Genomic DNA, 13,830 nt, shown 5'->3' with positions numbered 1-13,830 from the left:
AATTATATAATTCCACCACTGTGGATAATATTTCCTTGTCTAGCTCCAGCGCAAGGCGCTTTCCTTGTTACTCAGCGATTTTACCGCGAAGGACTAACGGCAGAATTCCACCATTTCGATAATAATCGATTTCGACAATGGAATCAAAGCGTACAAGTGCTTCAAACTCTTTTTTGCTTCCATCATCAGCGACTGCAGTAACTTTTACAATGTCTCGAGGCTTTAGATTCTCATCGATTTGGACATTGATGGCTTCTTTTCCTGTCAAGCCAAGCACTTCTGCATTTTCGCCTTTTTTAAACTGCAACGGAAGTACTCCCATCATAGCAAGATTTGAACGGTGAATACGCTCATAGCTCTCAGCGATGACAGTTTTTATGCCAAGCAGGTATGTTCCTTTAGCAGCCCAGTCACGGGATGATCCCATTCCGTAATCTTTTCCTGCCAGAACAACAAGCCCTGTTCCGTCCTCTTTGTATTTCATGCATGTATCGTACATAGAACTGACTTCTCCAGTTGGCCAGTATGTGGAAAATCCACCTTCTGTACCTGGAGCAACCTGGTTGCGAATACGGATATTGGCGAATGTACCGCGCATCATTACTTCATGGTTTCCTCTTCGTGATCCGTAAGAGTTGAACTCACGTGGTTGGACACCGTTATCCAGCAAGTATTTTCCTGCAGGTGTGTCTTTTCCAATAGCCCCCGCCGGAGAAATGTGGTCAGTTGTTACAGAATCACCGAATTTACCTACAACGCGTAGATCCTTCAACGGTTCAATCGTAGCCAACTCTTTAGATAGGTTCTCAAAGAATGGCGGATTTTGAATGTATGTTGAATCCGAATTCCAGCTGTAAAGCGGCTCGTTGCTCGTTTTAATTTCGTTCCAGCGTTTGTTATCACTGAATACATGCTCGTATTCTTTACGGAACAATTCAGGCGTTACTGTATTTTTAACAGCTTCGGCAACTTCTTCTTTGCTTGGCCAGATATCTTTCATAAATACATCGTTTCCGTCCGCATCTTTACCTACAGGCTCTTTGGTTAGGTCGATATCGACTGTACCTGCAAGAGCATAGGCAACTACAAGCGGAGGTGATGCAAGGTAGTTTCCTTTAACAAGCGGATGAATACGGCCCTCGAAGTTACGGTTACCGGAAAGGACAGAAGTAACTAGAAGATCATTTTCAATGATCGACTTTTCAATTTCATCTTTCAAAGGTCCTGAGTTACCGATACATGTTGTACAACCGTAACCGACCAAATCAAATCCGAGCTTGGATAAATAAGGCATTAAACCAGCGTCACGCAAATATCCCGTAACCACCTTGGAACCTGGTGCAAGGGATGTTTTAACGTATTTAGGCACTTGAAGTCCTTTTTCAACTGCTTTTTTCGCAAGCAATCCTGCCCCAAGCATGACATACGGATTGGAAGTGTTTGTACAGCTAGTGATGGCGGCAATTACTAGCGCACCTGTTTTCATCGCTTCTTCGGAACCGTCGTCAAATTTGACTTTTACCTCTTTAGTGATTTCTGCAGGGTCAAGACCGAAGCTTTGGTTGCTGACAGGGGCACTCAATGCTTCCTTGAACGTGCTCTGCATTTGAGAAAGTGGAATCAAATCCTGCGGACGTTTTGGCCCAGAAAGATTTGCTTCAATCTCAGAAAGATTGATTTCAACGATATCTTTGTATACAGGCTCATCTTTATCGACAGTGAAGAACATATCGTTCTCACGCAAATATTTTTCTACAAGCTTAACTTGCTCTTCAGGACGTCCGGTCAAACGAAGATAGTTCAAAGTTTCTTCATCTACAGGGAAGAATCCGCATGTAGCACCGTACTCAGGAGCCATGTTGGCAACAGTGGCACGATCCGCAAGCGGCAATGTTGCTACACCGTCTCCAAAGAACTCAACAAACTTTCCTACGACACCATGTGTACGGAGAACATTCGTTACTTTTAATGCCAAGTCAGTTGCTGTTGCTCCATTTGGCAACTCGCCAGTCAGTTTAACGCCTACAACTTCCGGAATTGGGAAGTATGACGGCTGTCCCAGCATTCCAGCTTCCGCTTCAATACCTCCAACACCCCATCCAAGAACACCGATTCCATTGATCATTGTTGTATGGGAGTCTGTTCCAACAAGTGTATCCGGAAATGCCTCATAATCTCCATCTGGAGTTTCAATGGCATGTACCACATTTGCAAGATACTCAAGGTTCACCTGGTGAACAATTCCTGTTGCAGGAGGAACCGCACGATAATTTTTAAATGCTTTTTGAGCCCAGCTCAAAAATTCATAGCGCTCTGCATTACGCTCAAATTCATAATCCATGTTCACTTGAAGAGCTTGAGGAGAGCCATACGTATCAACCTGGACAGAATGGTCGATTACTAAGTCAACCGGAATTTCAGGATTGATTTTTTCTGCGTCTCCGCCAAGGTCTGACATGGCTTTTCTTAATGCTGCCAAATCAACTACTGCCGGAACCCCTGTAAAGTCCTGCAAAATGACACGCGATGGTTTGAATGGTACTTCCCCATCCTGTACTTCTCCTGTTGCCCATTTTGCCAAATTTTCGACATGCTCTTTTGTAATCACGCGTCCGTCATATTGTCTGAGGACAGATTCCAAAAGTACTTTAATGGAATATGGCAAACGGGAGATTGATGCCACTCCCTCATCTTCCAAGGCTGACAAACGATAATAATGATAACGATTGCCATCAAGCTCAAAAGATGCGCGGGCGTTAAAAATGTCGTTTTTTGTTTTTGCCATTTCAATTACCCCTTTTGATCATAGTTTCAATGCCGTACCACAATTTGCCAATCCCAATAGGAATTGGCTTTGCTCACCATTTAATCATATTACATGTTGGGACATAAGTAAATAATAAGAAAGTTATTGAAATCAATAAGTTTCCCTTATTGCACAATGGCCTTTCCTCTCAATAAGGATAACAAAATCAATCGGAATTTAAAAATAATTACCATCGGCAGTTTATCGTTCTTAATCTTTCAAGAGGGTCTTTCCCCCTTTTTTTACTTCTTCGATTGACAAAATTCCGGTCTTATTTCGTAAAGTCATATGGTAAAAGTTTATCGTTCTATATTTTTTTCGCTTGATCGAAAGCTGACGTCCTGAAATTTCTTTCCCGAGAGATCATTATGTTGAACAAGTTTCCCAATGACCAGTTTCTATATTTAGGCTCTCCTTGATCTATTTTGGTGAACTTTAAATAATCCAAATACTTAGTTCCCGCGGAAAAATAGCAATTCTGGCCAAACCTCGTTAATATAGCCAAACCAAATATAAGCCTCCACTCTGCCATTAGCAAAATTATTGAAGTGGAATACAATAAACTAAGCATTGTTTCGTATCACTCCTGCTTAAATTATTAGTCTTGATCCTGGCATTATAAAAAAATGTTTATCCCATATTTGAACAGGCAATAATAGAAGCAAGGCAATAAAGAAAAATCCTTAAAGGAGATGAATGTACATGGGCTTTCTTCTATATCTGATTGTAGGTGGAATTATTGGTTGGTTAGCTGGTTTGATTTTGGGCAGGGATGTGCCTGGTGGAATCATAGGTAATATCATTGCAGGTATTATTGGAGCCTGGATTGGTGGAGCATTATTTGGGAATTGGGGACCGGCGATGGCAGGTATACCCATTGTACCTGCCTTGATCGGAGCTATTGTATTGGTTTTGGTTCTAAGCCTTATTATGGGAGCTATGGCCAGAGGCCGAAGATAAATAATATTGCCTTAATCGCGGGAGCTCAAAGCTCCCGTTTTATATTTGTATTAGGAAATTATAAAGCGCCCAAGTGTGTTGATAACTTATTATCTATTTGTGCTACGTCCAGCTCCGACGGATAGGAGGTCCTAGTGCCACCGAAGCCACAGGATGTGGCGCATTGAGGCGGCCAGCGCCAAGCCCCTCGAGGTCACAAGCCGCTTCCCTGTGGTGGCTGAAGAACTGCCTCCTCGGGAATCGTCTTGTGCTTGTCGGGGCTGAGCAAGGCGTTTCCGCTTTTGTTATTGATCTTTTGATATTTTTGAGCGTAAAATAAAACTTCTTCTACATACTCATAACTATGGTTATATGCAAAGACTGCTTTCTCAAGATCTCCAGCCGCCGCCCCGTTTTTTGCCAAATAGTTCGCTGCTGTGAAAATTGAGTCTTCAATGTCCCATGGGTCAGCTTTGCCGTCACCGTTTGCATCAATCCCATAACCGCCATATTTTTTTATTACAACAGGGTCAGTTTTCTCATTGTCAGGTATATTTCCTTTGCCAAGTCCTTCACAACTAGGATGTGACCACCCGACAAACGTGCATGGCATAAACTGCATATGGCCCTCGGCACCGACCGGAGAGATCATAGGATCCATTGTGGAAAAAATCGTTTCAACCCGATGATGCGCTGCAAGCAGATACCATGGAACGCCATATTCCACTTCTGCTGCTTTATAGATCGGCATGAATTCACTTGGAACTTCCTCATAGGGTTGAGTATCTTTATTTTCTGGCTTTTGATTGTCCATATATGTTAACAACAGCATGAAAGCTGCAATAGGTAAAATGAGCATAAGCAAAACACTGCGTTTTCTTTTAGCAATCTTACTTTGAGACGCAGGTTTTTTTTTGCTTATTTTATTCATCTATATTCTTCCTTTCTCAAACGACACCGGCCATGATTTGAATAAGCCCCAACTTCATTATCCATTATCGGGAAGTTTTCTTTTTTTGGCAAGGAAAAGCGGCCTTTTCAACGTGATAAGCCGCGTTCATAAAACAAGATGATTTTTCCTTCATTTAATTGTTCAGCATGTCTTTCTGCTTCTTCCTCGTTTAATCCTGAGGTGATCAACAAATCTTTAATATCCTTATGACTTTTACCGTCAATTAGAGACGCTAGTGGGCCGGCAGCAATAATTGGACCAAGCCCTGGAATAGTCAAACCGGGTACGATAAATCCCCCGCTTATCCCGGTTAGAAACCCGCTGATGATTCCAAAGGCCTCTTCGCTTGCTATATGCCTTTCATGAACTTGCATTTCTTTTTCAATCAAGTCGGTTTTTGACTCATCAACCGCAAGAACAGAAAAGTTTTCTTCCTGGAAGCCTTCCAAAAGAAAGGTTTTAATCACATCTATTACTTCTTCCTCTGTATCGTAGATGCCTACTACGCCAATATCCATGACCACGCCTCCTTTGTTTTATCGTACCCGTATTCCCATCTAAATAAAACAAGACCTAACATTCAAGTTAGGTCTCTCATAGGGGTCATATTAATTTAGCACTTTAATTTTTACCGTTTTTACACCAAAGCTCACAGCTTCAGATTTTGACGGTACAAAAATATCTATTTTATTGCCTTTGATGGCCCCGCCTGTATCACCGGCTATCGCTGTTCCATATCCCTCTACATGAACTTTGGAACCAAGCGGAATCACAGATGGATCCACTGCAATGACTTTCTGGCCCGGATTTGCACGCAGGTCAATACCTGTTGCAGTCACACCGGAGCAACCATTGCAATATGCTGTATAGGCAGTTGCTGTTACCGTCAATTCTTTTCCTTCAGCATTTGCGGCAGCGGGTGCTTCTTTAGAGGCAGGCGCAACCGCTTGTTTAGGTTCCGGTTGAGCGGGTGCAGCTTCCCTTTGGACAGGTGCAGTCTGCTGCGGAGCAGTATTTACCTTAGCAACTTGAACCGGAGCACCATTTTCTTTTACCGCCAGTTGTTGGCCGGGATGTATCAAATCAGATGTTAATTGGTTCCAGGATTTCAATTGATTGACTTGGAGACCAAGTTTCTGTGAAATCTTCCATAAAGAATCCCCTGATTTAACTGTATATACATCATCTATATCAGCTTCATTATTTACAGCTTCATCAGCAGAGGTATGTAACTGCTGTTTAGGAAAAATGAGATCGCTGGAAAGATTGTTCCAGGATTTTAACTGTTGGATCGACGTACCGTGCTTTTCCGAGATGCTCCACAATGTATCCCCCTGCTGTACTTCATATGCCGCGGCTGAAGCTGCCTGCCCTGCCATGGCCCCTACAATCATGGCTCCTGTGAAAAATGCGAAAAGCTTCTTTCTCATTTTTGTTCCTCCCTTATTCGTTAGTCGAAAATCGCTAACGATGACTATGCTAACAGAGGAACATATCAGGGCAATAACAGAAGTATTTATGTTCGATTACAATTATATTGCATCCTGTTACATACGGCATATTACGATTGTATTAGATAAGTGCATTCAAATATCGACAGCCTGATTAGCCGGCATCATGATGTTTGAACGTTTTTTCACTTGCAAAAAAGGTGAAGGCGATGACGGCGAGAAAGAAAAAGCTTGATATTTGAAATAGTTGGGCTGTTCCTGCGAAAAGGGCGACCAGGCCAAAAACGAGGCCGCTCATCCCTATCCCTATATCTATCGCTGAATAGAACATGCCGTTTGCGACTCCTCGCCTGACTTTTGGTGTTTTCGCAAGCACCCAGGCCTGAAGGGCAGGAATCAAAGAGCCATATCCTGCTCCGAATATACATCCCGAAACAGCAATCCATACCCAGTTTGTTGAAAATGACAAGATCCACATGGAGAGAAAAGTAAGAGCTGAACAAACAATGACCAGTAGTTTGGGGCCGTTTCGGTCAAACCATTTTCCTGTAACCGGCCGGACTATAGTTGCTGTCAGTGCATTGAGTAAATAGAAAATATATATTTGGTCAATGCTGCGTTCTTCGGAAAAGATGACGATAAAGGTAACAATTGTTCCATATCCAAAAGTGGCCAATAATGTGATGAAGGCCGGAAACCAGCTTGATGGTTCTATGAGGGAATCTTTAAATGAAAAACGGATACTATTTTTATTTATTTCCTTTACACTTTCAGGCGTTTGATATTTTATCACCGAAAAGAAAAAAAGAGCAACAAGCCCTAAAACCGCGGAAATTGTGATCATCAGATCAAATGTGTAGTTTTGGTATAAATAGATTCCAAGACTCGGTGCGACTATCATTCCGACTGTAATAGAAAGTCCAAAATATCCCATTCCCTCGCCGATTCGGTCATTTGGCACGAGGTCTACTGCTGCTGTCCCGTTAACAGTTGAGGACCAGCCCCATATAAATCCATGAATGAAGCGGATTAGTAAAAGGACGAAAACTATTTGAGTCAATGGATAAAGAATAGTGACAATCAGCAACCCCGCCGCCCCTAACAATATGAGCCACCGGCGTTGACTGAATTCAAGTAAATAACCGATAAAAGGCCTGATTATAACCGCACCGATAGAAAACGCCATAGTGACCATACCAATCTCAAACCCTGAAGCACCAAGCGTCTTCACATAGGGGGGCAAAGTCGGAATAAGCATTGTAAAGCTCATAAAAACGAATAAATTAGCCAAAACAAGCAACGTAAAGGATTTAGTCCATAATTTACTTTTGATGAACTCTGATTCATTTTGCATATTTTTCACCTTTCGCCAAAACAAACTTAATACTGATTATTTAAACATATAGTGAAAACAGCAAGAAAACAAGCATAATACTTCGCTTGGCGAAACTTTTGATATAAGCTTATTTCAGTTTTTGGACAATATAGAGAAAAACCGACCCTATATCATTGGGCCGGCCGGTATGTAGAATAAACGTTATATCTAGATCCAGGCGTCTTGCGACTTTCCTAGTAAAAAGCATTTTTCAATAAAAGCTGTGCAGCAAGTTTTGGATCATCAGCTCTGGTAATAGAAGAAACAACTGCTATTCCATCAACCTGATACGGGTGCAGTTGTTCCACATTTTTTTCCGTGATCCCGCCGATTGCCACCACAGGAATAGATACCGAATCTTTAATCCTACCTAAAGTTTCATGCGGGAGAGGCTTGGCATCAGGCTTTGAAGATGTTGGAAAGACAGATCCAACACCAATATAATCCGCTCCTGATTTTTCGGCTTTTAACGCTTCTTCCTCTGTATGGGCTGATATACCAACAATCATCGAATCCGGGATGATTTTCTTTACTGCTTCTATCGGCAGATCAGTTTGTCCCACATGAATGCCTGCAGCCTCCACTGCCAAAGCCACATCCACGCGGTCATTTATTATTAATGGAATGGATAATGTATCAAGAATTCTCTTCACCTGAAGCGCCTTTTCGTAAAAAGCTTTTCCGTCTGATGTCTTTTCCCTTAGTTGTACAAGAGTAACCCCCCCGCTGACAGCTTTTTGGATCATTGGCAAAAGTTCTTCTGTCGGTGTGGATTCTTCTGTCACTAAATATAATTTGCAATCAAAATTATACTTCACTGATCTTTGCTCCTTTATCCCACATTTCATCGTTCATAAGTGAGATGAAATCCATCAATCTGACCTTGAATGTTCCAAGGCCTTCGGATTTGCTCAAGCTTGCCGCCGCCATCTCACCAGCGATTCCCATAAGAGAGATTCCAGCAGCTGCCGAAGACAAAATATTTTTTTCCACCGCTGCAAAACAGGCAATTAGTGCAGATGACATACAGCCGGTTCCTGTTATTTTCGATAGCATAGAATGGCCATTCCGAATGAGGTATGTACGATTCCCATCGCTTACCGCATCTTCTTTCCCGCTAACAACCGTAATACATTCGTAGGTCTCAGCCGCTTTTTTCGCTATTTCTGCATTTGAAATTGGCACACGTCCCGCATCAACACCTATCGTCGTTGATGCGCCGCCTATCAATTGATTAACTTCGCTGGCATTCCCTCGGATGACAGCTGGCCTTATTACTTTAAGAATTTCCATTGCGGAACTTGTCCGATAGCAGGTAGCCCCAGCACCAACGGGATCGACTATGACAGGTATGCCGGATTTGTTGGCAGCTTTTGCAGCCGCTATCATGCCCTCAAATGTCTCTGACCTCAACGTGCCGATATTAATGACAAGTGCTTTTGCCAACATTGCCATTTCTGCCGCCTCTTCAGGGCTGGATGCCATAACAGGTATGGCACCAACCGCCAAAGTCACATTCGCACAGTCGTTCATTGTAACCTGATTCGTAATTTGATGGATCAGCGGTCTTTCCTCACGAATGATATTAAAAAGCTTTGATATATTCCTTTTCATCCGGACCTCCAATCAAGTTACACGCTCATAAAATTGATGAAAATGATGGGCTGGACCGTGTCCATGTCCGATGTCAAGGCTCTCGGCGATTGCAGCCGTTATGTAATCCTTGGCATTTTCAATCGCTGTTAACATGTTATCACCTTTTGCCAAGTTGGCAGCGATAGCCGAAGAAAGCGTGCATCCCGTCCCATGAACATTTTTCGTCTCGATCCGCTTCCCCTTAAATAAATGGAATTCTTTCCCATCATAATATAAATCATTTGGATCTCCATCCAAGTGGCCACCTTTAATCAACACAGCTCCCGGGCCTTTTTGAAGAATGCTTCTGCATGCCTCATACATATCCGGTTCCGAATTGATCGTTCTCCCCGATAAGATTTCCGCTTCGGGAATATTCGGAGTAACGAGTGAAGCCAGGGGCAAAAGCGTTTCATTCAAATTAGCCACAGCATTGCTGTCCAACAAGTGGTGGCCTCCTTTGGAAACCATGACAGGATCCAGCACAATATGTTCCGGTTCGTATATCTTAAGGTTATCAGTTACTGTATTAATGATCTCAGGTGTACCAAGCATGCCTATTTTGACTGCATGTACTTCAATATCGTCAAATACGGCTGCAATCTGGTCGCTGATGATATTCAAGTCGATATTTTGTACAGACCTTACTTCCACTGTATTTTGTGCAGTAATTGCTGTAATAGCTGACATTCCAAATACACCGTGTGCAGAGAATGTTTTTAAATCAGCCTGTATTCCCGCTCCTCCTCCGGAATCAGAGCCGGCGATAGTAAGTGCTGTTTTCATAAAGCATTCCTCCAATCGCTGAGTTTTTCATTAAAACTTTCAGTAGGATATATCCCATTGATGCGCCAGCAATTGAACTGACGGCAAAAGCAGGCACCAGTCCGAATAATGCAGCCTCCTGTCCGAACAATAATTTGGCGATTGGATATGCTGCAACAGCACCCAAAAGACCGGTACCAATCACTTCTCCGAGGAAAGCAAATTCCATTCGCTTTGTTTTTGAGTAAAACCAACCTGCCAACAAAGCACCGATCATGCTGCCTGGGAAAGCGAACAATGACCCGGTTCCTGCCATATTTCTTATGACGGATACTATGAATGCTTGGGCCAAAGCATAGCCAGGCCCAAACAACACAGCTGTGACAATATTAGCGAAATGCTGAACTGGAAAAACCTTTGCAAATCCGACGGGAATGAAAATAATGTGGCTCGTTATTGTTGTAAAAGCTGCAATCATTGCGGTAATAGTAATTTTCTTTATTTTCATGCTGTTTCCTCCGTATTTCGGACAGAAAAATTAAATCTCCCAGTCTTGTTTATGATAGTTCATATCCCAAAATAGATATTCATATTTTGAAGTAATCAGGAAATGTTCTTCTAGGACGGCCAATTCCCTTTCCGGCTTTCCGTCTGTCAATTCATTCAATAATTCAATCAGCCATTCGCCCAATGCTCCAAATTGATCTGAGGAATAGATTTCAATCCACTTTTCGTACGGATTGTTCTCTAATCCGTCTCTGTACTGTTCTTTAAGGCGTTTTCCAGTTTCAGCATAATGCCATGCACATGGAAGTAATGCAGCGATCAGTTCAGTAAGTGTTCCATTATGGGCAACGTTCAGCATATAACGGGTATAGGCAAGGTTGACTGGTGTCGGCTCTGTATCTTCCAATTCTTCAGCTGTAATCCCGAATTCAGCAGCATATTGACGGTGAAGCTCCATTTCAAAATGAAGGTGTTCATGAAGAAGATGAGCAAACCGGTTCATCGTATCAAGCTTGTCTGCCTTTTGGACGCCTATTGCAAACAATTTCACATAATCAATCAAGTAGACATAGTCCTGCTTCATATAATAGATGAATTTGTCTTCATCGAGTGTTCCTTTTCCAATTCCTTGAACAAACGGATGCTGGTAGCTCTTCTCCCAAATGTCTTTTGCACTTTCATAAAGTCTGTCTGTAAACAACATCTTTTCCACTTTCATTAATCAACAGCTCCTTTATGTATTTTGCATCTCCCCGTGACTCTATTGTCTGTCAAATGAAACGAAAAAAGCCGCTTCTATTCGGAAGCGGCTGTAATAATTATACAAATACTGTATACTTTAGCAGCCTGCTTCCCTACGCTGGCATAAACCAGATCAGGTTCAAAGGGTGTCAATCAAAGATCTCTCTCAGCTAAAAGCTCCCCTAGCAGACAAATTAGTATTCTGTTTTTTAGTTTCATCAGATAATAGATTTACGTAGATTTAGGATGCACTTAATCCTCACTATAGCATGAAACTTCCAAAAAGCAAGTCTAGTTGATAAACAGGCTCATGACATATACCATGAATGGAATGGTAACCAATCCTAAAAGGGTCGACAGGACGGTCGTCAATGCGCCCATCTGTTCATCTGCCTTATACCTGGCAAATAGAATTGAAGCCAACGTAATTGTAGGCATCATTGACTGTATTAAAACAGTTTGTATTAATACTGAATCAAAATTAAAGAAGTGGACCATGAATATGGTTGCAACCGGAAGCAAAATGAGTTTAACGGTGATTGGCACCCACATTTTTGGCGCTGCTTGGCGCACATTTCCCCGTTGAAGGCCCATGATCATCATACCGATATAAAACATGGCTAGTGGAGCTGCCATTGCAGCCAACCTATCAGACAATCCCACGAATACTTCTGGAGGTTTTATATTGAAATAAGCAGCCAACAGCCCGATCACGATAGCGGCAGTTGGAATATTAATCATAGATTTCAATGTATGCAAGGCAAACTTCCGATTTTTTTGCAGCATGACGACCCCAACTGTCCAGATGGTCACGTCAACCCCGGCATCAAAAATAGCTGCATACAATGCCCCTTCCGGCCCCAGTAGGGCTGCACACAACGGGATCCCGATGAAGCCGGTATTTCCCAATCCGGATAATAAAGCGATCTCCCTAGTTCGATCGGAATCTTTTTGAAATATTATTGCAAAGGTCCAACCAAGTGCTATTCCCACAACGTTGATTACGATCGATAAGACAAATACCAACACTATCCTTTTAAACATATCCTCATTCATGTCCACATGAAAAATACTTGATAGGATGATGCATGGCATTGCAATATTTACGATCATATTAATAAAAACAGCCCTAGTTTCATTATTTAACGGCGAAGTTCTGGCTAATATTGCACCAATGATAATCATCATTGTAATTATCAATATTGATTGAAAAACGATAGTAAACTCCATTTATATCCCCATTTCTGGCTAAAAAGCAAAAGTTAACAGAAAAAAGCGAAGAAAATGATTGCCTGCATGCCGCGTTTCCACGATGCAGTCAATACATCATTCTTCACTCGTCTAATTATACATAAAGTTTGGTGTATTACAACAGAAAAAAATCAACGTTTTCAAACAACCATCTGAGCTTTTTTCATCATATTCGCTGTTTCAGAAATGGAGAGCGCTTCCAACTCTGTAAGCCATTTTATTTTAATGCGGGACTTCATAGTTACGCTTTCTTTAGATAGTACATGGATATTTTGGAAACCCAAGACTTTTTCGGACAGCGTGCATATTCCTTCCAATACGTCCTGATCAGTTTCAACACGAACCAGATAAGTACCAGATCTGGGAAGCAAATAATCCTTAAAAGACACTGTCAGCATCACTGTATGTGTTTTTAAATTAAATGTCTCGCTTTCTACTTCTACAGATGTGCAATAATGATTTCCTAAATAATGGGGAATATCATCAACAGCCCCTTCATTTAATAGTTCACGGATTTTTGTGGAGCTGATTTTTTTGTTTTTATATGATTTTTTTGAAACAACAGTGATGTCAAATTGACCGCCGCCATCTTCCTCGATGCGCTGCATATTCCCTTGGCCTCTATATCCATAAGTAAAATCAAAACCAGCCACGACATGTTTGCAATTCAATCCGCAAATATAACTTTTTACAAAATCAGCCGGGGCCAATTTTGCAAAGTCATGACTAAATGTAACTATAAATAGTTTTTCAACACCAAGCTCTTTAAACATTTCTTTTTTTGCATCCAGCGGTGATAAATATCGATTAATCTTTCGTTTAGTCGGCAAAACATTGCTTGGATGTGGAAAGAATGTCATCACCGACAGCGTTAAATCTTTTTGTTTGGCAATTTTTCTTGCAGTTTCAATCAGCTCACGGTGTCCCAAATGGACGCCATCAAAGAAGCCAAGAGCAATGATACAGGGATCATTTGTTAGCGCTTTCGTATCAAGGGGTCCTTTAATATAAACCGTTTGCACTTTTTACACCACCGTCATCAATATTTTAACGAATCTTTTTATATTTAGCCCTATCATATACCAATTCATATATGATTTCAATTGATATTAGAAAATACTTCTTTTTAAAATCAGCATCACATCGTTTCCAGATTGTACATAGTATGATGATAAAGGAGGTATCTTATCATGTCTTGCCTTGCAAATACACCTTTATGCCTTTATTTGGCAGCCATTATTGCCGGATATGCACTGCTGGGTTTGACGATTCTGCTTCCTGGTCCTCTCGCTGCTTTTTCCACAATTATTCTAATAGTTGCGGTAGTAGTCATCATACTTTTTTCGTTAGTCCTAATATTAAAAGCACTCAAAGCATTAATAGCTTCCACGAGATAGAAATAAGGGGG

14 protein-coding genes and 1 riboswitch are annotated in these 13,830 nt (G+C 41.6%); of the genes, 2 read left to right on the top strand and 12 right to left on the bottom strand.

Annotation, left to right across the window (positions count from 1 at the left end; all coding sequences use genetic code 11):
- Positions 1-67: 67 nt before the first annotated feature.
- The gene (gene acnA, locus D4T97_RS14060) at positions 68-2,785 is read right to left on the bottom strand and encodes an aconitate hydratase AcnA (RefSeq protein ID WP_126051388.1); all 2,718 of its coding nucleotides are present in this window, start codon (positions 2,783-2,785) and stop codon (positions 68-70) included.
- 723 nt (positions 2,786-3,508) lie between these two features.
- On the opposite strand from acnA, the gene D4T97_RS14055 reads away from it, so the two are divergent.
- The gene (locus D4T97_RS14055; RefSeq protein WP_126051387.1) at positions 3,509-3,766 is read left to right on the top strand and encodes a GlsB/YeaQ/YmgE family stress response membrane protein; all 258 of its coding nucleotides are present in this window, start codon (positions 3,509-3,511) and stop codon (positions 3,764-3,766) included.
- A 193-nt stretch (positions 3,767-3,959) separates the two neighbouring features.
- On the opposite strand, the gene D4T97_RS14050 is transcribed toward D4T97_RS14055, so the two are convergent.
- From D4T97_RS14050 to D4T97_RS14000, 11 genes are all read right to left on the bottom strand, one after another.
- On the bottom strand, positions 3,960-4,676 hold the full coding sequence (locus D4T97_RS14050) for a lytic transglycosylase domain-containing protein (protein ID WP_235872258.1): 717 nt from the start codon (positions 4,674-4,676) through the stop codon (positions 3,960-3,962).
- 107 nt (positions 4,677-4,783) lie between these two features.
- Positions 4,784-5,215: a general stress protein gene (locus D4T97_RS14045; RefSeq protein ID WP_126051386.1), complete on the bottom strand. Its 432-nt coding sequence runs from the start codon at positions 5,213-5,215 to the stop codon at positions 4,784-4,786.
- A 90-nt stretch (positions 5,216-5,305) separates the two neighbouring features.
- Entirely contained in the window at positions 5,306-6,127 is an 822-nt protein-coding gene (locus D4T97_RS14040; protein WP_126051385.1) for a 3D domain-containing protein, read from the bottom strand.
- Between the two features lie 175 nt (positions 6,128-6,302).
- Positions 6,303-7,502, bottom strand: coding sequence for an MFS transporter (locus tag D4T97_RS14035; RefSeq protein WP_126051384.1), 1,200 nt, complete (start codon positions 7,500-7,502; stop codon positions 6,303-6,305).
- A 215-nt stretch (positions 7,503-7,717) separates the two neighbouring features.
- Positions 7,718-8,341 (bottom strand): thiamine phosphate synthase, encoded by a 624-nt coding sequence (thiE, locus tag D4T97_RS14030; RefSeq protein WP_235872257.1) that lies wholly within the window; start codon positions 8,339-8,341, stop codon positions 7,718-7,720.
- On the bottom strand, positions 8,331-9,137 hold the full coding sequence (thiM, locus tag D4T97_RS14025) for a hydroxyethylthiazole kinase (RefSeq protein WP_126051382.1): 807 nt from the start codon (positions 9,135-9,137) through the stop codon (positions 8,331-8,333). Before thiM ends, thiE begins: the two co-directional genes overlap by 11 nt.
- 12 nt (positions 9,138-9,149) lie before the next feature.
- Positions 9,150-9,944, bottom strand: coding sequence for a bifunctional hydroxymethylpyrimidine kinase/phosphomethylpyrimidine kinase (gene thiD, locus D4T97_RS14020; protein ID WP_126051381.1), 795 nt, complete (start codon positions 9,942-9,944; stop codon positions 9,150-9,152).
- Positions 9,913-10,431, bottom strand: coding sequence for an energy coupling factor transporter S component ThiW (gene thiW / locus D4T97_RS14015; protein WP_126051380.1), 519 nt, complete (start codon positions 10,429-10,431; stop codon positions 9,913-9,915). Before thiW ends, thiD begins: the two co-directional genes overlap by 32 nt.
- A gap of 30 nt (positions 10,432-10,461) precedes the next feature.
- Complete coding sequence (gene tenA, locus D4T97_RS14010) at positions 10,462-11,148, bottom strand: thiaminase II (RefSeq protein ID WP_126051379.1); 687 nt, start codon at positions 11,146-11,148, stop codon at positions 10,462-10,464.
- A gap of 116 nt (positions 11,149-11,264) precedes the next feature.
- Positions 11,265-11,365: riboswitch (TPP riboswitch) on the bottom strand.
- A 97-nt stretch (positions 11,366-11,462) separates the two neighbouring features.
- Positions 11,463-12,401 (bottom strand): AEC family transporter, encoded by a 939-nt coding sequence (locus D4T97_RS14005; protein WP_126051378.1) that lies wholly within the window; start codon positions 12,399-12,401, stop codon positions 11,463-11,465.
- A gap of 161 nt (positions 12,402-12,562) precedes the next feature.
- Complete coding sequence (locus tag D4T97_RS14000; RefSeq protein ID WP_126051377.1) at positions 12,563-13,444, bottom strand: FAD synthetase family protein; 882 nt, start codon at positions 13,442-13,444, stop codon at positions 12,563-12,565.
- 168 nt (positions 13,445-13,612) lie between these two features.
- Here D4T97_RS14000 and D4T97_RS13995 point away from each other — a divergent pair, with 168 nt between their 5' ends.
- Positions 13,613-13,819, top strand: a complete 207-nt coding sequence (locus D4T97_RS13995) for a hypothetical protein (protein ID WP_126051376.1) — start codon at positions 13,613-13,615, stop codon at positions 13,817-13,819.
- Positions 13,820-13,830 lie beyond the last annotated feature (11 nt).

Origin of the sequence: Siminovitchia acidinfaciens (assembly GCF_003605385.1) — a bacterium.
Lineage (GTDB): Bacteria > Bacillota > Bacilli > Bacillales > Bacillaceae_C > Siminovitchia > Siminovitchia acidinfaciens.
Note: the sequence above shows the minus strand (reverse complement) of the source record. Positions and strands in the feature narration are given on the sequence as shown.

Coding starts and splice junctions, on each gene's coding strand:
- D4T97_RS14045 (WP_126051386.1), bottom strand. CDS start 5,215: ATGGATATTGGCGTAGTAGGCATCTACGATACAGAGGAAGAAGTAATA.
- thiD (WP_126051381.1), bottom strand. CDS start 9,944: ATGAAAACAGCACTTACTATCGCCGGCTCTGATTCCGGAGGAGGAGCG.
- tenA (WP_126051379.1), bottom strand. CDS start 11,148: ATGAAAGTGGAAAAGATGTTGTTTACAGACAGACTTTATGAAAGTGCA.
- acnA (WP_126051388.1), bottom strand. CDS start 2,785: ATGGCAAAAACAAAAAACGACATTTTTAACGCCCGCGCATCTTTTGAG.
- D4T97_RS14005 (WP_126051378.1), bottom strand. CDS start 12,401: ATGGAGTTTACTATCGTTTTTCAATCAATATTGATAATTACAATGATG.
- thiM (WP_126051382.1), bottom strand. CDS start 9,137: ATGAAAAGGAATATATCAAAGCTTTTTAATATCATTCGTGAGGAAAGA.
- D4T97_RS14035 (WP_126051384.1), bottom strand. CDS start 7,502: ATGCAAAATGAATCAGAGTTCATCAAAAGTAAATTATGGACTAAATCC.
- D4T97_RS14055 (WP_126051387.1), top strand. CDS start 3,509: ATGGGCTTTCTTCTATATCTGATTGTAGGTGGAATTATTGGTTGGTTA.
- D4T97_RS14040 (WP_126051385.1), bottom strand. CDS start 6,127: ATGAGAAAGAAGCTTTTCGCATTTTTCACAGGAGCCATGATTGTAGGG.
- D4T97_RS13995 (WP_126051376.1), top strand. CDS start 13,613: ATGTCTTGCCTTGCAAATACACCTTTATGCCTTTATTTGGCAGCCATT.
- thiW (WP_126051380.1), bottom strand. CDS start 10,431: ATGAAAATAAAGAAAATTACTATTACCGCAATGATTGCAGCTTTTACA.
- D4T97_RS14050 (WP_235872258.1), bottom strand. CDS start 4,676: ATGAATAAAATAAGCAAAAAAAAACCTGCGTCTCAAAGTAAGATTGCT.